The sequence below is a fragment of the Pseudoduganella flava genome, assembly GCF_007830495.1.
Lineage (GTDB): Bacteria > Pseudomonadota > Gammaproteobacteria > Burkholderiales > Burkholderiaceae_D > Rugamonas > Rugamonas flava.
In genome coordinates this window covers 799,269-820,872 of the sequence record NZ_VLKW01000001.1, presented here as the reverse complement: position 1 = coordinate 820,872, position 21,604 = coordinate 799,269, and the positions used below count along the sequence as shown (strand labels likewise).

The following is a 21,604-nucleotide window of genomic DNA, read 5'->3' as shown; positions in this document are numbered from 1 at the left end:
TTTAGGTCAGCGCGATGGTACAAGCAACACATAGTTCAGCCAAACACAATAACGAGAGTCGCGTGGAGACAACCAAGACCCCCGTCATCACCTCGATGCAGGTGATTCCCGTCGCAGGCCACGACAGCATGCTGTTCAACCTGTGCGGCGCGCATGCGCCCTATTTCATCCGCACCCTCGTGCTGCTGACCGACAGTGCCGGCAATACCGGCATCGGCGAAGTGCCGGGCGGCGCCGGCATCAACAAGGCGCTGGAAAACTCGGTCGGCCGCGTCGTCGGCACCGAGATCGGCCGCTACAACCGCACGCTGAACGCCGTGCGCGAAGGTATCGCCGGCAAAGGGTCGGGAGAGATGCGCGGCCCGCAGACGATGCAGCACCAGGTCACCTCGGCCGCCGAGGCGGCCGTGCTGAAGCAGCCGCACGAAATCAACCTGCGCCTCGAGAACGTCGTCACGGCTATCGAGGCGGCGCTGCTGGATCTGCTGGGCCAGCACCTGGGCGTGCCCGTCTGCGAACTGCTGGGCAGCGGGCAGCAGCGCGACAAGGTGCCGATGCTCGCCTACCTGTTCTACATCGGCGACCGCACCCGCACCGACCTGCCCTACCTGGCCGGCTCCGGCAATCCGAACGACTGGTACCACATCCGCCACCAGGAAGCCGTCACCGTCGATGCGATCGTCGCGCAGGCCGAGGCCACCGTGGCGCGCTACGGCTTCCGCGACTTCAAGCTGAAGGGCGGCGTGATGCGTGGCGAGGAGGAGATCGCGGCCGTCACGGCGATCAAGCGCCGCTTCCCCGATTCGCGCGTGACCCTGGACCCGAACGGCGCCTGGTCGCTGGAAGAGGCGATCCGCCTGTGCAAGGGCCAGGGCGATGTGCTGGCCTACGCGGAAGATCCGTGCGGCCCCGAACAGGGCTATTCGGGCCGCGAGATCATGGCCGAGTTCAAGCGCGCCACCGGCCTGCCGACGGCCACCAACATGATCGCCACGGACTGGCGCCAGATGGCGCACTCGCACCTGCTGAACGCCGTCGACATTCCGCTGGCCGATCCACACTTCTGGACGATGCAGGGTTCCGTGCGCCTGGCGCAGCTGTGCCAGGAATGGGGCATGACGTGGGGCTCGCATTCGAACAACCACTTCGACGTGTCGCTGGCGATGTTCACCCATGCGGCGGCCGCCGCGCCGGGCCGCATCACGGCGATCGACACGCACTGGATCTGGCAGGAAGGGCAAGAGCGCCTGACGAAGGAGCCGCTGCAGATCAAGGCCGGCGAAGTGGCCGTGACGGACCGCCCGGGCCTGGGCATCGAGCCGGACCTGGACCGCATCGCCGCCGCGCACGAGCTGTACAAGCAGGTCGGCACCGGCGCGCGCGACGACGCGATGGCGATGCAGTACCTGATCCCGGGATGGACCTATTCGCCCAAGCTGCCCAGCCTGGGCCGCTGAACACATCCACAACCAGAACAACAGGAGACTCATATGAAGGAAGCGCCAGCATTGTCGCTGCTGCCTGCCGACCTGTCGCAGGCACTGCTCGTGGGCCGCGTATGGCGGGCCGGTGACGTCAACGGACCGTGCGTCGTCGCCGTGCGCAACGGCGAGGTGTTCGACATCACCGCCCACGCACCGACCGTCGCCGAACTGTTCGAACGCGAAGACCTGGTCAGCGTCGTGCGCAGCGCGCCGGGCGAATCGCTCGGCCCCGTCACGCAGCTGATCGAGACGGCGCTGGACGCCAACGCGCCGGCCACCGCACCGCGCCTGCTGGCGCCGTGCGACCTGCAGGCGCTCAAGGCGTGCGGCGTGACGTTCGCCGTGAGCCTGCTCGAGCGCGTGATCGAGGAACAGGCGGGCGGCGACCCGGCCCGCGCGGAGAGCCTGCGCGGCGAACTGCTGGCGACGATCGGCGCCGACCTGTCCAGCATCAAGCCGGGTTCGCCCCAGGCCGAGCAGCTGAAGCAGGAGTTCATCAGCCGCGGCGCGTGGTCGCAATACATGGAAGTGGGCATCGGCCCGTACGCCGAGGTGTTCTCGAAGTCGCAGCCGATGTCCGCCGTGGGCTTCGGTGCGGACGTCGGCCTGCACCCGGAATCGAAATGGAACAACCCGGAACCGGAGATCGTGCTGGCCGTGAACAGCCGCGGCCAGGTCGTCGGCGCCACGCTGGGCAACGACGTGAACCTGCGCGACATCGAAGGCCGCAGCGCGCTGTTGCTGGGTAAGGCGAAGGACAACAACGGCTCCTGCGCGATCGGCCCGTTCGTGCGCCTGTTCGACAACCACTTCACGATGGACACGGTGCGCGCCGCCGAAGTGCGGATGACGATCGAGGGCGAGGACGACGGCTTCGAGCTGGACGGAATCAGCCTGATGAAGCAGATCAGCCGCGACCCGCTCGACCTCGTGGGCCAGACGTGCGGCGCGCACCACCAGTACCCGGACGGCTTCATGCTGTTCCTCGGGACGATGTTCTCCCCCATCAAGGACCGCGACACGAAGGGCGGCGGTTTCACGCACCACAAGGGCGACCGCGTCACGGTCGCGAGTCCGGCGCTGGGGGCATTGATCAACCACGTCCACCGCAGCGACGAAATCGCGCCGTGGACCTTCGGCGTTCGCGCCCTGTACGGCAACCTCGCCCGCCGCGGGTTGCTGGGAAATACCACTGGAGGTAAATGAGATGGCTGGCGACAGAAAGAAACCGTTTGAATATGCCACCTATCCGGATCTGAAGGACAAGCGTGTCGTCGTCACCGGCGGCGGCACCGGCATCGGCGCCGGCATTGTCGACGCCTATGTGCAGCAAGGGTCGCAGGTCGTGTTCCTGGATATCGCCGACGAACCGTCGCGCGAACTGGCCGCGAGCTACCCGAACGCGCGGCATCAGCCGCGCTTCATCCACTGCGACATGACCAATCTGGACGAGCTTGCGAAAACGTTTGCAGACATCGAGCGGGACATCGGCGCCGTCGAGATCCTGATCAATAACGCGGCCAACGACCATCGCCACAGCGTGCACGAAGTGACCCCGCAGTACTGGGACGACAGCCTGGCCGTCAACCTGCGCCACCAGTTCTTCTGCGCGCAAGCCGTGGCGCCGGGCATGAAGAAGGCCGGCAGCGGCGTGATCCTGAACTTCGGTTCGATCTCGTGGTACCTGGCGCTGCCGAACCTGACGTTGTACATGACGGCCAAGGCCGCGATCGAAGGCTTGACGCGTGGCCTCGCGCGCGACCTGGGCAACGACGGCATCCGCGTCAACACGGTGATCCCCGGCTCGGTGAAGACGCCGAAGCAGATGGCGCTGTGGTACACGCCGGAAGGCGAAGCGCAGATCATGGCCTCGCAACTGCTCAAAGAGCGTATCGAGCCCGAAGACGTGGCCGCGCTGACGCTGTTCCTGTCGTCGAACCAGGCGTCGCGCTGCACGGGCCGCGATTACTTCGTCGACGCCGGCTGGTACGGGGACGGCAAATGAGCACGACGCCACAGTGCATCTGGCCGCTGGCCGCCACCTTGGGCGAAGGCCCGATCTGGCACCCGGCCGAACAGATGCTGTACTTCGTCGACATCAAGCAGCACAAGCTGCACCGTTGCGATGCGCAGGGGGAGAACCGCCGCACGTGGGACATGCCGGGCGAAACCGGCTTCGCGCTGCCGGTCGATGGCGGCGGCTTCGTGTGCGGCGTGGCCGGCAAGCTGCTGCGCTTCGACCCGACCAGCGGTGAGTTCACGACCGTGACGACGTTCGAGGACGACCGCCCCGGCAACCGCCTGAACGACGGGCACGTGGCGCATGACGGCGCCATCTGGTTCGGCTCGATGGACAATGCCGAAACGGCCGCCAGCGGCGCGCTGTACCGCTATGCCGGCGGCGAGCTGACGCGGCACGACGACGGCATCATCATCACGAACGGCCCGGCCTTCAGCCCTGACCGCAAGACCTTCTACCACACCGACACGTTCGGCAAAACCGTCCACGCGTTCGACGTGCAGGCCGACGGCACGCTGGCCAACAAGCGCCTGTTCGCGACGGTCAAGGAGCCGGGCTGGCCGGACGGCAGCGCCGTCGACGCGGCCGGCAACGTTTGGGTCGCCGTGTTCCGCGGTGCCCGCGTCGAATGCTATTCTCCAGCGGGCGCGCTGCTGCGCACCGTAGCGTTCCCGGTGCCGAACGTGACGAAGATCGCGTTCGGCGGGCCGGACCTGAAAACCGCTTTCGCCACGACAGCCACGAAGGGACTGACGGAAGACGAACGTGCTGCCGCCCCGCTGGCGGGCGGCGTGTTCGCCTTCCCCGTCGACGTGCCCGGGCTGCCGCAACACCTGATCAAGCTTGGATGACATCATGACCCGCCGTTACCGATCGCAGGACTGGTTCGACAATCCGGACCACATCGACATGACCGCGCTGTATCTCGAGCGCTTCATGAATTACGGGATCACCCCGGAAGAACTCCGCAGCGGCAAGCCGATCATCGGCATCGCCCAGTCGGGCAGCGACATCAGCCCATGCAACCGCATCCACCTGGACCTGGCCAAGCGCGTGCGCGACGGCATCCGCGATGCGGGCGGCATTCCGATGGAATTCCCGCTGCATCCGATCTTCGAGAACTGCCGCCGCCCCACCGCCGCGATCGACCGCAACCTGGCCTATATGGGCCTGGTCGAGATCCTGCACGGCTATCCGATCGACGCCGTCGTGCTGACGACGGGCTGCGACAAGACGACACCGTCGCAGCTGATGGCCGCGGCCACCGTGGACATCCCGGCCATCGTGCTGTCCGGCGGCCCGATGCTGGACGGCTGGCTCGATGGTGAGCTGGTCGGCTCCGGCGCGGCGATCTGGAAAGGCCGCCGCCGCCTGGCTGCGGGCGAGATCGACAACGAGAAGTTCCTCGAGATCGCGGCCGCCTCGGCACCGTCGGCCGGCCACTGCAACACGATGGGCACGGCATCGACGATGAACGCGATCGCCGAGGCGCTCGGCATGTCGCTGACGGGCTGCTCGGCGATTCCCGCGCCGTACCGCGAACGGGGCCAGATGGCGTATGAAACGGGCCGCCGCATCGTCGCGCTGGCCGAGCAGGACATCCGCCCGTCCGCGATCCTGACGCGCGACGCGTTCCTCGACGCGATCGTCACGAACGCGGCGATCGGCGGTTCGACCAATGCGCAGCAGCACATCATGGCGATGGCGCGCCATGCCGGCGTCGAGATCCATACGGAAGACTGGATGAAGTACGGCCACGACGTGCCGCTGCTGCTGAACATGCAACCGTCCGGCAAATACCTGGGCGAGCGCTTCCACCGTGCCGGCGGCGTACCGGCCGTGATGTGGGAACTGGAGCAGAAAGGCAAGCTGCGCTCGCAGCGCCTGACGGTGACGGGCAAGACGATGGCGGAAAACCTCGCCGGCCGCGAGACCAACGACCGCGAGATGATCTGGCCGTTCGACGCGCCGCTGAAGGAAAAGGCGGGCTTCTTCGTCCTGTCCGGGAATCTGTTCGACTTCGCGATCATGAAGACGTCCGTGATCTCGGAAGACTTCCGCCAGCGCTACCTGAAGCAGCCGGGCCACGAGGGCGTGTTCGAATGCCGCGCCATCGTGTTCGACGGCTCGGACGATTACCACAAGCGGATCAACGACCCGTCGTTGAACATCGACGAGAACTGCATCCTCGTGATCCGCGGCGCCGGCCCGATCGGCTGGCCCGGCTCGGCCGAAGTCGTCAACATGCAACCGCCCGATGCGCTGATCAAGCGCGGCATCAACAACCTGCCGACGTTGGGCGACGGCCGCCAGTCCGGCACGTCGGACAGCCCGTCGATCCTGAACGCGTCGCCGGAATCGGCGGTGGGCGGCGGCCTCGCATGGATCCGCACGGGCGACACGATCCGCATCGACCTGAACAACGGCACCGCCAACATGCTGGTGGACGACGCCGAGATCGAGCGCCGCAAGGCCGACGGCATCCCACCGGTACCGCCGAGCCAGACGCCGTGGCAGGAGATCTACCGGTCCACGGTGGGTCAGATGCAGAGCGGGGCTTGCATGGAGCTGGCGCTGGAGTACAGGAATGTGGGCGCGGTGCTGCCGCGGCATAACCACTAGAACGAACGTGTGCGGGTCGAACCGCATGCATTCACCCCAAAAGCAAACCCTGGGGTCCGACCCGGCGGGTCTGACCCCGACTTCCGCCGTTGGGTTCAAACAGCAATACCGTCACGCATACGATGAGCTAAGCAAGCATTCAATCGCAGTCCAAAGATAACAACAACAGGCCACAGGCCACCATCTTAGGAGACAAACATGAAGTTCAAGATTGCAGTCGCAAGCATCCTGCTCGCCCTCACCTCCACCGCCGCGCTGGCGGACGCGAAAAATCCGAAGATCGGCTTCTGCATCGACGACCTGCGCCTCGAGCGCTGGACGCGCGATCGCGATTATTTTGTCAAGGAAGCCGAGCGCCTCGGCGCCAAGGTGTACGTGCAGTCGGCCGACGCCAGCGAGCAGCGCCAGATTTCGCAGATCGAGAACCTGATCTCGCGCGGCGTCGACGTGCTCGTGATCGTGCCGTACAACGCCACGGTGCTGAACAACGCGATCCGCGAGGCGAAGAAGGCGAAGATCAAGGTCGTGTCGTACGACCGCCTGATCCTGAACTCCGATGTCGATGCCTACATCTCGTTCGACAACCAGAAGGTGGGCGAGCTGCAGGCCGAGGCGATCAAGGCCATCAAGCCGAAGGGGAATTACTACCTGCTGGGCGGCGCGCCGACGGACAACAATGCGAAGATGCTGCGCGAAGGCCAGCTGAAGGTGCTGCAGCCGCTGATCGACAAGGGCGACATCAAGGTCGTCGGCAAGCAGTGGGTCAAGGACTGGAGCGCTTCCGAGGCGATGGCCATCATCGAGAACGCGCTGACCGCGAACAACAACAAGATCGATGCCGTCGTCGCGTCGAACGACGCGACGGCCGGCGGCGCGATCCAGGCCCTGACGGCCCAGAGGCTGCAGGGCAAGGTGCCCGTGTCCGGCCAGGATGCGGACCTCGCCGCCGTCAAGCGCGTGATCGCCGGCACGCAGGCGATGACCGTCTACAAGCCGCTGAAGCTGATCGCCACCGAGGCAGCCAAGCTCTCCGTGCAGCTGGTGCGCAACGAGAAGCCCGCGTTCAACTCGCAGTACAACAACGGCACGAAGCAGGTCCCGACGCTGCTGCTGAAACCCATTCCGCTGACGAAAGCCAACGTGCAGGTGCTGGCCGACGACGGCTTCTACTCAAAGGCCCAGCTGACCGCGAACTGATGGTTGCACGCAAATGATTGCACGCAAATGATTGTACGCAAATGAGCATGAGCGAGTATCTTCTGGAGATGCGCGGCATCGTCAAGGAGTTCGACGGTGTCCGCGCGCTGAACGGTATCGACATCAAGGTGAAGGCCGGCGAATGCGTCGGCCTGTGCGGCGAGAACGGCGCGGGCAAGTCCACGCTGATGAAGGTGCTGTCGGGCGTTTACCCGCACGGTACCTACAGCGGCGAGATCCTGTGGGATGGCGCGCCGCTGCAGGCCACGTCCATCCGCGAGACTGAGGCTGCCGGCATCGTCATCATCCACCAGGAACTGATGCTGGTGCCGGAGCTGTCCGTCACGGAGAACATCTTCCTCGGGAACGAGATCACGCTGCCGGGCGGGCGGCTCGACTACGATGCGATGAACCGCCGCGCCGTCGAACTGCTGGCCGAACTGAACATCCGCGACGTCAACGTGGTGCTGCCCGTGAAGCAGTACGGCGGCGGCCACCAGCAACTGATCGAGATCGCCAAGGCGCTGAACAAGAACGCCCGGCTGCTGATCCTGGACGAGCCGTCGTCGTCGCTGACGACGTCCGAGATCCGCATCCTGCTGGGCATCATCCACCAGCTGAAAGCCAAGGGCGTCACCTGCATCTACATCTCGCACAAGCTCGACGAGATCGAGGCGATCTGCGACACGATCGTGACGATCCGCGACGGCCAGCACATCGCCACGACACCGATGCGCGAGATGAGCGTGGAAAAGATCATCGCGCAGATGGTGGGCCGCGAGATGAACCAGCTCTACCCTCCCCGCACGCACACGCCGGGCGAAGTGGTGTTCGAGGCGCGCAACGTGACGTGCTGGGATGCCGACAACCCGCAACGCAAGCGCGTCGACGACGTGTCGTTCACGCTACGGCGCGGCGAGATCCTCGGCATCGCGGGCCTTGTCGGCGCGGGGCGCACGGAACTTGTCTCCGCCATCTTCGGTTCGTATCAGGGGCCGTATCAGGCGCAGGTGCTGTACGAAGGCCAGCGCTGGGATACCGGCAGTCCGTTGAAGTCGATCCGCACGGGCCTGGCGATGGTACCGGAAGACCGCAAGCACCACGGCATCGTGCCCGACCTGTCGGTGGGCCAGAACATGACGATGGCCGTGCTGCGGCAGTTTTCCCACGATGCCCGCATCGACCAGGATGAGGAACTGAAGGTGATCCGCGCAGAGATCGGCCGGCTGAAGCTGAAGACGGCGAGCCCGTTCCTGCCGATCACCGGCCTCTCCGGCGGCAACCAGCAGAAGGCCGTGCTGTCGAAGATGCTGCTGACGAAACCGAAGATCCTGATCCTCGACGAACCCACGCGCGGCGTGGACGTGGGCGCGAAGTTCGAGATCTACCAGTTGATGCTGAACCTGGCGGCGGAAGGGATCTCGATCATCATGGTCTCGTCCGAGCTGCAGGAAGTGCTGGGCGTATCGGACCGCGTGCTCGTGATCGGCGAAGGCCAGTTGCGCGGCGACTTCGTCAACGACAACCTCACGCAGGAAAAGTTGCTGGCCGCCGCGCTGGCGCAACCCCTGCACTGAAACACACCATGAAAAACAACCAGTTCAAAAAGCTGTTCACGCAATACAAGATGCTGGCCCTGCTGGTCGCGATCGTGCTGATCTGGGGCTTCTTCACGTGGATGACGGAAGGCGGCTTCCTCACGCCGCGCAATATGTCGAACCTGATGCGGCAGATGGCCGTCACCGGCATCCTGGCCTGCGGCATGTCGCTGGTGATCATCGCCGGCGAGATCGACCTGTCGGTCGGTTCACTGCTCGGTCTCCTGGGCGGCATCGCGGCCGTGCTCGACGTCACGCACGGCATGGGCCTGCCCGTCAACATGCTCGCCGTGCTGGCCGTCGGGCTGTTCATTGGCCTGTTCAATGGCTATCTGACGGCCTACCTGCATATCCCGTCGTTCATCGTCGGCCTGGGCGGCATGCTGGCGTATCGGGGCATCCTGCTGGGCGTGACGGGCGGCGTGACGATCGCGCCCGTGTCGGACAACTTCGTCTACATCGGCCAGGGCTACCTGCCGCCGCAATGGGGCGTCATGCTGTGCGTGGCGCTGTTCGCGGTGGCCGTCTACCTGACGTGGCGGCAGCGCCGCAGCCGCGCGCATCACGGCCTGGAACAGGCGCCGATGTGGCGCGACGGGCTGCGCCTGGCGATCATCGCCGCGGCCCTTGCCGCTTTCGTGACGACGCTGAACAGCTATGAAGGCATTCCGCTGCCGGTACTGCTGCTGCTCGCACTGCTGGGCATCTTTACCTACATGACGACGCAGACCGTGTTCGGGCGCCGCATCTACGCGGTCGGCTCGAACATGGAAGCGACGCGCCTGTCCGGCATCAACGTCAAAGCCGTCAAGCTGTGGATCTTCGGGATCATGGGCCTGATGTGCGCCCTCGCCGGCTTGATCAACACGGCTCGCCTCGCGGCAGGTGCGCCATCGGCCGGCACGTCGGGCGAACTCGATGCGATCGCCGCCTGCTTCATCGGCGGCACGTCGATGCGCGGCGGCTCGGGCACCGTGTACGGCGCGCTGATCGGCGCGCTCGTGATGGCGAGCCTGGACAACGGCATGTCGATGCTGGACGTGGACACGTACTGGCAGATGATCGTCAAGGGCGCCATCCTGACGCTGGCGGTCTGGGTCGACGTCGCCACGCGTACCGGCCGCCGCTGACGCACCGCCCCGCGCTTGCGCACGACATAAAAAATAACGGAGACACGATGCACGACGAGACGAACCAGGGCCGCCGCAAATTCCTCGCGACCGCGGGCGCCGCCGCCACCTTGCCCACCTTGGCGCTGGCCGCACCAGGCCGGCCGCTGTACAAGGACCCTGCGGCACCGACAGCCAGGCGGGTCGACGACCTGATGAAGCGCATGACCTTGGAAGAGAAGATCGCGCAGATGGATTGCGTGTGGAGCGGCAAGGGCAAGATCGAGGACAACGGCGCATTTTCGGCCGCCAAGGCGTCACAAGTCTATCCGCACGGCCTGGGCATGCTGGCCCGCCCGTCGGACCGGCAGGGCAAGTCCGATGCCGGCGGAGCCGCCGCGGCCGGCGACGACGGCGCCCGGCCGAACCGCAATGCGGCCGAGACGGCGGCCTACTCGAACGCGGTGCAGAAATGGGCGCTGGAGCAGACGCGCCTGGGCATCCCGCTGTTCCTGCACGAGGAAGCGCTGCACGGTTACGCGGCGCGCGACGCGACGTCGTTCCCGCAGGCGATCGGCCTGGCATCGTCGTTCGATCCCGATCTCGTGACGAAAGTCTTTGCCGTGGCGGCGCGCGAAATGCGGGCACGGGGCGCGAACTTCGCGCTGGCCCCCGTCGTCGACGTGGCGCGCGAGCCGCGCTGGGGCCGTATCGAGGAGACGTACGGTGAAGACCCGCACCTGTCCACCGAGATCGGCAAGGGCGCCGTCATCGGCTTTTCCGGCACCGGGCGCAAGCTCGCCGCCGACAAGGTGTACGCGACCCTGAAGCACATGACGGGCCACGGCCAGCCGGAATCGGGCACGAACATCGGCCCGGCGGAGGTCAGCGAACGGACGCTGCGCGAGGAGTTCTTCCCGCCGTTCGAGCGCCTCGTGCGCGAGACGAACGTCGCCGCCATCATGCCGTCGTATAACGAGATCGGTGGCGTGCCGTCGCACGCGAACCGGTGGATGCTGGAAACGGTCGCCCGCAAGGAATGGGGCTTCAAGGGCGTGATGGTGTCCGACTACATGGGCATCAAGGAACTCGTCACCCGCCACCACCTGGCCGCGACGCCGAAGGAAGCGGGCTATTACGCGGTGAAGGCCGGTGTCGACATCGAAACGCCGGACGGCCACGGCTACCGGCACCTCGCGGAACTGGTCAAGGAAGGCAAGGTCTCCGTGCAGGAGATCGATACGATCGTGCGCCGCATCCTGGCGCTGAAGTTCGACGCGGGCCTGTTCGAGAACCCCTATTGCGACGCGGCCCGTGCCGACAGCCTGACGGCGACGCCGGATGCCGTGGCGCTGGCGCGCGAGGCGGCGGGCCGCTCCGTGGTGCTGCTGAAGAACGACAAGGGCGTACTGCCGCTGAAGGCCAGCAAGGTCGGCAAGCTGCTGCTGCTCGGCACCCACGCGAAGGACACGCCGATCGGCGGCTACTCCGACGTGCCACGCCACGTGGTGTCGATCCACGATGCGTTGCAAGCCGAGGCCAAGGCGCAGGGCTTCGCGTTCGACTACCGCGAAGGCGTGCGCATCACCGAGGAACGCATCTGGGGCAAGGACGAGATCCGCTGGACGGCGCCGGAAGTCAACGCCCGGCTGATCGCCGAGGCCGTGCAGGCAGCGAAGGCGGCGGACACGATCGTGCTGGTCCTCGGCGACAACGAACAGACGAGCCGCGAAGCATGGGCCGACACGCACCTTGGCGACCGCGCCACGCTGGACCTGCTGGGCCAGCAGAACGACCTGGCCAGGGCGATCTTCGAGCTCGGCAAGCCGACCGTCGTGTTCCTGCTGAACGGCCGGCCGATGTCGATCAACCTGGTCGCCGAGCGGGCCGACGCGATCGTCGAAGGCTGGTACCTGGGCCAGGAAACGGGCAACGCGGCGGCGGACGTGCTGTTCGGCCGCGTGAACCCGGGCGGCAAACTGCCCGTGTCCTTTGCCCGCCATGTGGGTCAGCTGCCGATCTTCTACAACCACAAGCCTTCCGCGCGGCGCGGCTACATCGACGGCAGCACCAAGCCTTTGTTCCCGTTCGGCTTCGGCCTGTCGTACACGACGTTCGACATCTCGGCACCGCGCCTCGCCAAGGCCACGATCCGGCCGGACGAGAGCACGCGGGTCGAGGTCGACGTGACGAACACCGGTGCCGTGCCGGGCGACGAGGTGGTGCAGCTGTACATCCGCGACGACGTGTCGTCCGTGACCCGCCCCGTGCTGGAGCTGAAGGCGTTCCGCCGCGTGACATTGGCACCGGGCGAGAAGAAGACGGTGGCGTTCGACATCCGGCCGGCCGACCTGGCGTTCTACAACGTCGACATGCGGCGCGTCGTGGAACCCGGCAGCTTCACGATTCACACCGGGCCGGACAGCGTGCGGCTGAAGTCGGCGAAGTTACTGGTGGACAAAGGTTGACGCTCAAGACGCTCATGCTATACTGAATTCTGTCTGAATTTAGTACCACCCTACCGGAGGCATCATGGACGTCGCCAAGACCTACCGCCCGATTTCCTACCTGAAGACCAACACGGCCGACGTGGCCCGCGAAGTGGCGGAAAATGCCTCGACGGTCGTGATCACGCAGAACGGCGTGCCCTCGTTCGTGTGCGTCAGCATGGAAGAGTACTACCAGACGCAGGAAACCAATGCCCTGCTGAAGCTGATCCAGCTGGGCAAGCGGCAAGCCGACAAAGGCGATGTCAGGCCGCTCTCCGCGGCGCGTGAAGACCTGAACCAGCGCGTGCTGGCGCGCCGGCGGAAGGAAGCGTGAGCGGGTACGCCGTCGCCATCCTGGCGGCCGCGGAGGACGACATCGTCGAGCGCATCGACTACGTGCGCTACCGCTGGGGCGACGCGGTGGCCGATGACGCGTACGCCGCCCTGATGGACAAGCTGGAGCTGCTGGCCACCCAGCCGCACATGGGCATCGTCCCGCCGGAGTTGACCCGGCTGGGCATCGCGACCTTCCGGGTGCTCGTGCACGACACCCATACGAAAGTCCTGTACGAGATCGACGACGATGCGCAGTCCATCACGATCCACATGGTCTACAGCGGCAACCAGGATTTCCAGTCCCTGCTCTACAAGCGGCTGATGCGCCTGTAACCGCCTGGCTTTTCCGCGTCCCTCCGCTGTGACTCTTCGTCAAACAACCGCAAAGGAACGACGATGGCAACAGACCCGATCAGCGCGCTGCGCAACACCTCGATCATCCCCAACACCACGAAGACCAGCGGTGCGAAAGGCAGCTTCGCCGACGCGCTGAGCCAGGCCACGGGCGCGGCGCCGAAGACGGCGGCCCAGGAGCTGGAGGATTACGTCAAGATGACGCCCGAGCAGCGCATGCGCGCGGACCTGCTGAAGAAGCTGGGGCTGACGGAGGACGACGTGGCCGGCATGTCGCCGGAGGAGCGCAAGGGCGTCGAGGCCAAGCTGCGGGAGCTGGTGCAGCAGCAGATGGAGGAGGCTTCCGCCAAACAGACGACGCGCATCGATACGGTCGCGTGAAGCCGGCGCGCCAAGGTCGGACCCGTCGGGTCCGACCCAAGATTTTGCATTTGGGGTGCAACAACCTGACGCACTGCCAAAAACGAAAAGCCCGCGGTGCGGGCTTGTTGTTGTCTTACTTCTCCGGCGACAGATGCCCCAGCGCATAGCTGAGGTGCTGCCACCAGTGCTCGCGCGAGTGGACGGTCAGGAGGCACGTCTTGTCGACCTCCTCCTTGAACACGCGGTCCTGGCATTGCCTCGTCATCAGCGCGTTGCGCTGGTTCTCGGCATTGACTAGCGCCGTGGCCAGCCAGCCGGCCAACACGAGCAGCAAGACCACCAGGCTCCATGCGAGATGGTTGACGTTGCTGACGCTGAACAGCCGCTTTTCGTCCGGCTCCAGCGCGTCGTACATCTTCATGATGCCTTCTTCACGATCCGTCATGATGCTTCCTCGGTTACTTCTTCTCCGCCGCCGCCTTTGCGACAAGCTGGTCGAGCACGGCGATCGTGTCACGGCCGGCCTGCGCCTCGCTCGTGCCCGGCGAACCGGCCAGCGACGGCGACGTCATGTAGCGGCCATCGACGACGAGCGTCGGCGCGGACGTGACCTGGTACTTCGTGATCAGGCCGGGCAACTGCTTCATCTTAGTCTGCACACCGAAGGAATTAAAGGATTGTTCGTAGCGGGCCTTGTCGATGCCGTTCTTGAACAGGAAAGCCTTCAGGTCGTCGTCGGAACGGTAGATGCGCTGGCGCTCGCCATGGATCGCACGCAGGATCTTCGTGTGCACGAGCTCCGTCTGGCCCATCGCTTCCAGCGTCACGTACGCGTGCGCCAGCGGATCGGTCGGGCCTTGCGCGAAGTGCAGGCGGCGGAACACGATCTTGTCGCCCTGCTTCTTGACCCATTCCTCCAGCAGCGGATCGAGCGCGTAGCAGTGCGGGCACGTGTACATGAAGAACTCGATGACCTCGACCTTCTTGCCCTGCGCCGTCACCGGCACGGGAGTGGACAGGGTCTGGTAGCCAGGAGCGGCAGCCTGCGACGTGGCGGTGAAGCCCAGCAGGGCGGTGGCGGCAAGCATGAGGCGCAGAAAACGCATGATCTTCCTTCTTGGTTGGGACGTTGAAATGTCGAACGCCGCGAGATTACCATTTTTTGCGCCAACGTAAGCAGCGTTGGGCGGGATTAAGGTGCGCTTAAGCGGCAAACGGGACGTCAAAGCGGTTGCCCGAATGGCATCGCGGTCGCTATAGTGTCCCCTGTCCAGTCAGCGAGGAGCGGCATGCGCGCAGTGCACACCCTGGTGGTCCTGACGGTGGCGGCGCTGGCCGCCCTGTCCACGTTCGCCCAAGACGGCGCGCCGGCGATTCCCCTTGCCGGCAGCGATGCGGCCGCCGTCACGGTGCCCAGCAGCCCCGCCGCCTGGGGTGGCCCGCGCACGGGCAAGGAGGCGACGCTGGCCGAGCGCGTGGCCGACTACCGCATCGAAGCGACGCTGGATCCGGTGCGCCACACGGTGGAGGGCCGCCAGCAGCTCACCTGGCGCAACCGCAGCAGCCAGGCCGTCCGCAGCGTCTACCTGCACCTGTACCTGAACGCGTTCCGCAATGGCGACAGCACGTTCAACACGGAGCTGCGTGCGCAGGGCCTGAACGACGGCATGGCCGACGGCGAATGGGGCTATATCGACCTGCGCCACGTGCGCCAGGCGGGGCGCGCCGTGCCATGGACGTTCGTGCAACCGGACGGCGGCCCGGCCACCGACCGCACCGTCGTGCGCCTGGACCTGCCGCAGGCCGTGCCCGCCGGCGGCAGCACGACGCTCGACATCGCCTTCTTCGACCAGCTGCCGAAGGTGACGGCGCGCACCGGCTGGTTCGGCACGTTTCACCTGGTGGTGCAATGGTTCCCGAAGATCGGCGTGCTGGAACTGCCGGGCGAACGGGGCGCCACGGCGCCGCGCTGGAACGTGCACGAATATCACACGGACTCCGAGTACTACGCCGACTTCGGCCACTACGACGTGAAGCTGACGGTGCCGAAGGGGTACACGGTCGGTGCGACGGGCGCGTTGCAGGGCCAGCCCGTGGAAGCGGCCGGCCGCGTCACGCACCATTACGTGCAGGGCGACGTGCACGACTTCGCGTGGACGGCGGACAGTCGCACCGCCGCGCCGCTGCGCGACACGTGGACGGCGCCCGGTACGACGCCCGTCGCGATCACCGTGCTGTACCCGCCCGAGTACGCGTCGAACGCGCAGCCGGTGCTGCAGATGACGCGCCGATCGCTGGACTACTTCCAACGCATGCTGGGCCCCTACCCCTACGGCACGCTGACCGTCGTCGTCCCGCCGTTCAATGCGCCCCATGCGGGCAGCATGGAGTACCCGACCTTCATCACGGTCGACAGCATCGAGGACCCGGCGCCCGGCACGCGCGCGCGTTACGACCTGGACTTCGTCACCGTGCACGAATTCGCGCACAGCTATTTCTACGGCATCCTGGCCAGCAACGAGTTCGAGGAGCCGATGCTCGACGAGGGCTTGAACGAATACTGGAACACGCGGATGCTGGGGCCGCACCCGGCGTCGCCGTCGGTGTGGGCGTCGCTGCTGTATGCCGGCGGTGCGTACTCGTTTGCCGGCTTCCCCGGCGAGCGCTTCGACATGCCGCGCCCGGAACCGGCCGACCCGCTGGGCCAGAACGCGTGGCACCGCCTGCTGGGCGTGGGGCCCGTCTATTCGCGCACGGCCGTGATGCTGCACGACCTGGAGGCGCAACTGGGCAAGGCGACGATGGAGCGGGCGTTCCGGGTCTACTACGAGCGGTGGAAGTTCCGCCACCCGAGCGTGGCCGACCTGCGCGAGGTGCTGGCCGAGGTCAGCGGGCAGCGCGGCCTCGTCGAGGCGGTGTTCGCCCAGCAGGTGTATGGCGCGCAGCCGGTGGACGACCGCATCGAGCGCATCGTCAGCACCGAAATGACGCCGCTGGCCGGCCATGGCGTCGGCTGGGATGAGGTGGGCGAACGGGAAGAACGGCTGCGCGAGCAATGGAAGGCACAGCATCCGCATGCGCGCGGGGCCGGGCCGTTCCCGTACCGGACGACGGTTATCGTGCAGCGCCGCGGCGCGGCCGTGCCGCAGACGCTGGTCGTGCGCTTCGCCGACGGCAGCAGCGCAACCGTGCAATGGAACGGCACCGAGCGGTGGCGGCGCTTCGACTGGGTGCGGCCGGCGCGCGCCGTGTCGGCCCAGCTGGACCCGGCACGCCGCCACCTGCTCGACGTGAACAAGCTGGACGACAGCCGCACCGTCGCCGCCGACGATGCGGCGACGCGGCGCTGGACGCTGGACTTCGCCGCCATCGTGCAAGCGCTGCTGGCATTGGTGGCGGCCGTATGAAGCCGATGCTGCAAGCGATGCGCGCCGCGGCGCAATGGCGGCTGCTGCTGATGTGGCTGGGCTGCCTGCTGCTGCCGGCGCTGCTGATGGCGCTGCCCGTGTGGCTGACGTTGGCGGCGGAGCTGGACCATACCGTGCACGTCGCGGCGCTGGCGCGGGCGCTCGACATGGTGGCGATCGCGGACCTCGGCAGCGCACTGCGGCGCAACGCGGACGCGCTGACGACGGGCGGCGTCGGCGCCGTCGTGCTGACGTTGCTGCTGTCGCCGCTGCTGACCGGTGCGGCCGTCACCGCCGCGCGTGCCGCCGAACCGCCCGGCTGGCGCGCGCTGGTGGGCGGCGCGTGCGAACTGTACCCGCGCATGCTGCGGATGCTGGCCTGGGGCCTGGTGCCGTTGACGGCGCTGGCCGCGCTGGGCACGGCGCTGGCCGACGCGTCGTTCGAACATGCCCGCGAGGCCATCGTGTACAGCGCCGCGTATCCATGGGAAGTGGCTGCCGCCGTCGTCGCGGCGCTGGCGATGGTGTTCGCGAACCTGACCCTGGACCTGGGCCGCACCGTGCTGGCAGTGGACCGGCGCCGGACGCACGCCGTGCCGGCCTGGTGGCACGGCTTGCGGCTGCTGTGGCAGCGGCCGGGCGGCGTGCTGCTGGCGTGGCTGGTGCCGACGGTGGCGGGCCTGCTGCTAGCCGCGCTGCTCGGCGCGGCGCGGGTGCAAGTGCCGGCGCTGGGGGCGGCCGGCACGCTTGGCGCCGTGCTGCTGGCCCAACTGGTGGTGCTGGCGCTCGGCTGGATGCGCGCCGCCCGGCTGTTCGCGTTGATCGCGCTGGCGCAGCGGCTGGACGGTCCGCCGCACCTGCATTGAATCGAACATCAGTATCGAGATTTTCGGGATTGTGCCGGCGCGCGGGAACGCCATATAGTCGTGACTGATACATCAGGAGTCCCGCATGACCAGTTTGCCCACCTATTTCCTGTCGCACGGCGGCGGCCCGTGGCCGTGGATGAAGACCGAATTCGGCAGCGCCTACGACGTGCTGGAAGCGTCGCTGCGTGACATCCCCCGCCAGCTCGGCGGCAAGCCGCGCGCCGTGCTGGCCGTGACGGCGCATTGGGAAGGCGCGCAGTTCCTGCTGTCGTCCGGCGCACAACCCGGCATGATCTACGACTACGGCGGCTTCCCGCCGCACACGTACCAGATCCGCTACCCGGCACCGGGCTCGCCGGAACTGGCCGCGCAGGCGCGGGAGCTGCTGGCGCAAGCCGGCATCGCGGCCGACCTGGACGCGCAGCGCGGCTTCGACCACGGCACGTTCTCGGCGCTGTATCCCGTGTTCCCGGATGCGGACGTGCCGATCGTGCAGCTGTCGCTGCAGCGCGGCCTCGATCCCCAGCAGCACCTGGCGGCCGGGCGCGCACTGCGGCCGCTGCGCGAACAGGGCGTGCTGATCGTCGGCAGCGGCCTCAGCTACCACAACCTGCGCGCCTTCAACGGCGCCGGCGCGGCCGCGTCGCACCAGTTCGACGGCTGGCTGCGTCAAGCGATGGCGCTGCCGCCGGCAGAACGCGCGCTGGCGCTGGCAAACTGGGAACAAGCCCCATCCGCCCGCGCCGCCCACCCGCGCGAAGAACACCTGCTGCCGATGATGGTGGCGCTGGGTGCCGCCGAGGAGGCACCGGCCACGGTGGTCTACCACGAGGACGACTTCTTCGGCGCGCTGGCCGTCACCAGTTTCCGGTTCGGCTGACGGCACAGCTCGTGTCCACCCGGGGGTCAACCCCGTTTTCGGACACGGGCTCTACAGTACGCCAGCTATTGATGAGCTTGTGTCCGATTTCGGGGTTGACCCCACGGTGGACACGAACTCGGCCGTTGGCGTTCAGGTCCCCCGCTTGCCGCGCATCCGCTCGGCTTCCTTCTCGGCTGCCTTCTGCGCGGCCTGTTCGGCCTTGATGCGTTCCGCTTCCAGGTGGGCGGCCAGGGCGGCGGCGCGGGTTTCCGGGGTTTCCAGCGAGATGCGGCCCAGTGCGCCGCTGCGGTAGTCCTGCAGCAGCATGTGCGACGCCTTTTCGTAGTCCCAGTCGCCGCCGCGGATGCGGTAGCCGCGCTTCTGCGCGACGCCTTCGACGACGGCGATGCCGTCCATGCCGTCCGTCTTGAAGCCGTAGCGCGCCGTCAGCAGTTGCGGGTAGCGCGCCAGCAGTTCGGTGGCGAGCCATTCCGCCACCTCTTCCTCGATCAGCGCGTTGGCGCCGATCGCGTGGCTGGCGGCCAGCGCCAGGCCGTCGCTCGGCATTTCGATCTTCGGCCACAGCAGGCCCGGCGTGTCGATGATCGCCGTGTTCAGGTCCAGGTAGATCTTCTGCTGCGTCTTCGTCACGGCCGGCTCGTCGCCCACCTTCGCGACGCGGCGCTTCAACAGTGCGTTCATCAGCGTGGACTTGCCGACGTTCGGAATCCCCATGATCATCATTCGCAGCGGCTTGGTCGGCACGCCGCGGTGCGGCGCCAGCGCGCGCGCCTTGTCGATCACCTTCGCCACGTCGGACGGCTTCTTCGTCGTCATCGCGTACGCCGTCACCGTCTTGTCCTGCTCGAAGTGGCGGATCCACGCATTGGTCGCCTCCGGGTCGGCCAGGTCGATCTTGTTCAGCACCTTCAGGCACGGCCGCGAGCGGAACTTGCGCAGTTCCTCGACGATCGGGTTCGTGCTGGCCGCCGGCAGGCGCGCGTCGACGACTTCGATGACGACGTCGACGTCCGCCATCTGCTCGGCCGCCTTTTTCTTGGCGGCGTTCATGTGCCCGGGGAACCATTGAATGGACATGCTGTAACCTTCTGAATATCTGGAACAATCCGCTATTTTAACGGGTATGGCGCCGGCCGCCGCGGCAGCTCCGCCTGCGCGCTGTTACCATTTGCCTTTTGCCCAAGCCTTCCCGCCCGATGAAAGCCCTCCTCGCCTGCCTGCCCGTCCTTGCCACCGTCGCCGTCGCCACCGCGTCCGCGCAACCCGTCGTCGAAGTCTCCACGGTGCGCGATCCGGAATTGAAGCCCTACGCGACGATGGTCAAGGGCCTGGACGCGTTCGACGCCCAGCGCAAGCATGCGCCGGCCGCCACGCTGCGCTTCCTGCTGCGCCCCGCGACGAAGGACGACACGCTGGCCGGCCTGGAACTGAAGATCGCCGGCGACCTGGTGACCGTGCCGGTGCCGCTCGACGCGGACGGCGGCTTCGTGCTGCCGCGCAGTGCCGCCGCGCTGCAGGACCACGCTGGCCTGGTGCTGAACAAGAAGCGCAATTCGTTCCGCTGGCGCCCGGATGTGCGCACGCCCGGCATACCCGCCAACGCGCGCCGGCTGGGCGACCTGCGCGTGCAATGCGCGGTGCAGTGGGCGATCGAGCAGCAGGACCTGCCGCAGCAGGCGCGCGCCGCGCTGGGTGCCGGCGGCGGGCCGTGTGTGTCGCCTGTGATGCACATGGCATTCGAGGCACCGGCGCCGCTGCGCGCCGCCTGGCTGCGCGAAGGCACGCGCCGCGAAGCGATCCCCGTGCACCGCCACCAGCGCCGCGTGTTCAACCCGCCGCTGGCCGACCGCTCGTGGAGCGACGACGCCCTGGTCGAATTCCAGGCCGATTAGATTTCGGCCAGCGCTTTCACATGGGCCACCACGCTGCGGCCCAGCGCCGACAGGTTGTAGCCCCCTTCCAGGCAGCTGACGATGCGGCCCTTCGCATACAGTTTGGCGATCGCCACCGCCTGCTCCGTCATCCACGCGTAATCCGCTTCGACGAGGCCCATGCCGCCCATGTCGTCCTCGCGGTGCGCATCGAAGCCGGCCGAGATGAAGATCATCTCCGGCTTGAAACGGTGCAGCGCCGGCAGCCATTGTTCCTCGACGAGCTGGCGCACCACGTCGCCCTTCGTCCCCATCGGCACCGGCACGTTGACGCGGTTCGGCGTGACCGGCAGCGGGTCCGTGTACGGATAGAACGGGTGCTGGTAGAAGCTCGTCATCAGCACGCGCCCGTCGCCGTCGAACGCTTCCTCGGTGCCGTTACCGTGATGGACGTCGAAGTCGATGATCGCAACACGCTGCAAGCCGCGCACGTCAAGCGCGTGGCGCGCGGCGATCGCCACGTTGTTGAACAGGCAGAAGCCCATCGGCGCGCTGCGCCGCGCATGGTGGCCCGGCGGGCGCACGGCGCAGAACGCGTTGTCGATGGCGCCGTCGATCACGGCATCGGTGGCCGCCACGGCCGCGCCGGCGGCCCGCAGCGCAGCCGTCCAGCTGTGCCGGTTCAGGCACGTGTCGCCATCGATCGGGTAGTAGTCCTCGCCTTCGTGCGGCTGGCTGCGCACGATCGCGATCGCGTTCGGCGTGTGGTTGCGGGCGATGTCGGCCAGGTCGGCCAGCGGCGCCTCGCGATGGTCGAGCAGGCCGTCGATGTGCGCGTTGATCAGCTGGTCGGCGATCGCCTGCAGGCGCGCCGGCGATTCGGGATGCCACTCCCCCATTTCGTGACGCTGGCAATCGGGATGGCTGTAGATGGCTGTGCTCATGTGGCTCGTGGCGGCGTCGGCTGGTTTCTGTACCGCATCAATCGTATCAAATCGTTTT

Annotated in this window: 20 protein-coding genes; 16 read left to right on the top strand and 4 right to left on the bottom strand. The window is 66.9% G+C overall.

Features of this window, described 5'->3' with window-relative positions; translation table 11 throughout:
- Positions 1 to 14 precede the first annotated feature (14 nt).
- The 12 genes from IP92_RS03590 to IP92_RS03535 all read left to right on the top strand — a co-directional run bounded on the left by IP92_RS03590 (position 15) and on the right by IP92_RS03535 (position 13,590).
- Positions 15 to 1,457: an enolase C-terminal domain-like protein gene (locus IP92_RS03590; protein WP_199271818.1), complete on the top strand. Its 1,443-nt coding sequence runs from the start codon at positions 15 to 17 to the stop codon at positions 1,455 to 1,457.
- Positions 1,458 to 1,490: 33 nt separating this feature from the next.
- The gene (locus IP92_RS03585) at positions 1,491 to 2,690 is read left to right on the top strand and encodes a fumarylacetoacetate hydrolase family protein (RefSeq protein WP_145873117.1); all 1,200 of its coding nucleotides are present in this window, start codon (positions 1,491 to 1,493) and stop codon (positions 2,688 to 2,690) included.
- A gap of 1 nt (position 2,691) precedes the next feature.
- Positions 2,692 to 3,489, top strand: coding sequence for a D-xylose 1-dehydrogenase (gene xylB / locus IP92_RS03580; protein WP_145873116.1), 798 nt, complete (start codon positions 2,692 to 2,694; stop codon positions 3,487 to 3,489).
- Positions 3,486 to 4,355 (top strand): SMP-30/gluconolactonase/LRE family protein, encoded by an 870-nt coding sequence (locus IP92_RS03575; protein WP_145873115.1) that lies wholly within the window; start codon positions 3,486 to 3,488, stop codon positions 4,353 to 4,355. Before xylB ends, IP92_RS03575 begins: the two co-directional genes overlap by 4 nt.
- A 4-nt stretch (positions 4,356 to 4,359) precedes the next feature.
- The gene (locus IP92_RS03570) at positions 4,360 to 6,126 is read left to right on the top strand and encodes an IlvD/Edd family dehydratase (protein ID WP_145873114.1); all 1,767 of its coding nucleotides are present in this window, start codon (positions 4,360 to 4,362) and stop codon (positions 6,124 to 6,126) included.
- Between the two features lie 198 nt (positions 6,127 to 6,324).
- Complete coding sequence (xylF, locus tag IP92_RS03565; RefSeq protein WP_145873113.1) at positions 6,325 to 7,323, top strand: D-xylose ABC transporter substrate-binding protein; 999 nt, start codon at positions 6,325 to 6,327, stop codon at positions 7,321 to 7,323.
- Positions 7,324 to 7,370: 47 nt separating this feature from the next.
- On the top strand, positions 7,371 to 8,900 hold the full coding sequence (gene xylG / locus IP92_RS03560) for a D-xylose ABC transporter ATP-binding protein (protein WP_145873112.1): 1,530 nt from the start codon (positions 7,371 to 7,373) through the stop codon (positions 8,898 to 8,900).
- Positions 8,901 to 8,908: 8 nt separating this feature from the next.
- Positions 8,909 to 10,051: a sugar ABC transporter permease gene (locus IP92_RS03555; protein WP_145873111.1), complete on the top strand. Its 1,143-nt coding sequence runs from the start codon at positions 8,909 to 8,911 to the stop codon at positions 10,049 to 10,051.
- A 47-nt stretch (positions 10,052 to 10,098) separates the two neighbouring features.
- On the top strand, positions 10,099 to 12,498 hold the full coding sequence (locus IP92_RS03550; RefSeq protein ID WP_145873110.1) for a glycoside hydrolase family 3 N-terminal domain-containing protein: 2,400 nt from the start codon (positions 10,099 to 10,101) through the stop codon (positions 12,496 to 12,498).
- A gap of 64 nt (positions 12,499 to 12,562) precedes the next feature.
- Complete coding sequence (locus tag IP92_RS03545; protein ID WP_145873109.1) at positions 12,563 to 12,853, top strand: type II toxin-antitoxin system Phd/YefM family antitoxin; 291 nt, start codon at positions 12,563 to 12,565, stop codon at positions 12,851 to 12,853.
- On the top strand, positions 12,850 to 13,188 hold the full coding sequence (locus IP92_RS03540) for a type II toxin-antitoxin system RelE/ParE family toxin (RefSeq protein ID WP_145873108.1): 339 nt from the start codon (positions 12,850 to 12,852) through the stop codon (positions 13,186 to 13,188). Before IP92_RS03545 ends, IP92_RS03540 begins: the two co-directional genes overlap by 4 nt.
- A 63-nt stretch (positions 13,189 to 13,251) precedes the next feature.
- Positions 13,252 to 13,590 (top strand): hypothetical protein, encoded by a 339-nt coding sequence (locus IP92_RS03535; RefSeq protein ID WP_145873107.1) that lies wholly within the window; start codon positions 13,252 to 13,254, stop codon positions 13,588 to 13,590.
- 115 nt (positions 13,591 to 13,705) lie between these two features.
- Here the strand turns inward: IP92_RS03535 and IP92_RS03530 are convergent, their stop codons facing one another.
- Together IP92_RS03530 and IP92_RS03525 are read right to left on the bottom strand one after the other, a co-directional pair.
- Positions 13,706 to 14,017 carry a hypothetical protein gene (locus tag IP92_RS03530; RefSeq protein ID WP_199271817.1) on the bottom strand — a complete coding sequence of 104 codons (312 nt, stop codon included), beginning with the start codon at positions 14,015 to 14,017 and terminating at the stop codon, positions 13,706 to 13,708.
- Between the two features lie 13 nt (positions 14,018 to 14,030).
- On the bottom strand, positions 14,031 to 14,678 hold the full coding sequence (locus IP92_RS03525; RefSeq protein WP_229418598.1) for a thiol:disulfide interchange protein DsbA/DsbL: 648 nt from the start codon (positions 14,676 to 14,678) through the stop codon (positions 14,031 to 14,033).
- Positions 14,679 to 14,861: 183 nt separating this feature from the next.
- Here IP92_RS03525 and IP92_RS03520 point away from each other — a divergent pair, with 183 nt between their 5' ends.
- The 3 genes from IP92_RS03520 (at position 14,862) to IP92_RS03510 (ending at position 18,728) form a co-directional block, all read left to right on the top strand.
- Positions 14,862 to 16,979, top strand: coding sequence for a M1 family metallopeptidase (locus IP92_RS03520; RefSeq protein ID WP_145873106.1), 2,118 nt, complete (start codon positions 14,862 to 14,864; stop codon positions 16,977 to 16,979).
- On the top strand, positions 16,976 to 17,845 hold the full coding sequence (locus tag IP92_RS03515) for a hypothetical protein (protein ID WP_145873105.1): 870 nt from the start codon (positions 16,976 to 16,978) through the stop codon (positions 17,843 to 17,845). The genes IP92_RS03520 and IP92_RS03515 overlap by 4 nt, the downstream gene beginning before the upstream one ends.
- Before the next feature lie 85 nt (positions 17,846 to 17,930).
- Positions 17,931 to 18,728: a DODA-type extradiol aromatic ring-opening family dioxygenase gene (locus IP92_RS03510; RefSeq protein ID WP_145873104.1), complete on the top strand. Its 798-nt coding sequence runs from the start codon at positions 17,931 to 17,933 to the stop codon at positions 18,726 to 18,728.
- Positions 18,729 to 18,860: 132 nt separating this feature from the next.
- Here the strand turns inward: IP92_RS03510 and ylqF are convergent, their stop codons facing one another.
- Positions 18,861 to 19,808, bottom strand: coding sequence for a ribosome biogenesis GTPase YlqF (ylqF, locus tag IP92_RS03505; protein WP_145873103.1), 948 nt, complete (start codon positions 19,806 to 19,808; stop codon positions 18,861 to 18,863).
- A 119-nt stretch (positions 19,809 to 19,927) separates the two neighbouring features.
- Between ylqF and IP92_RS03500 the strand changes: the two genes are divergently transcribed.
- Complete coding sequence (locus IP92_RS03500; protein ID WP_145873102.1) at positions 19,928 to 20,623, top strand: hypothetical protein; 696 nt, start codon at positions 19,928 to 19,930, stop codon at positions 20,621 to 20,623.
- Here the strand turns inward: IP92_RS03500 and IP92_RS03495 are convergent.
- Entirely contained in the window at positions 20,620 to 21,546 is a 927-nt protein-coding gene (locus IP92_RS03495; RefSeq protein WP_145873101.1) for a histone deacetylase family protein, read from the bottom strand. The two genes, IP92_RS03500 and IP92_RS03495, sit on opposite strands and share 4 nt — an antisense overlap.
- Positions 21,547 to 21,604: the final 58 nt, after the last annotated feature.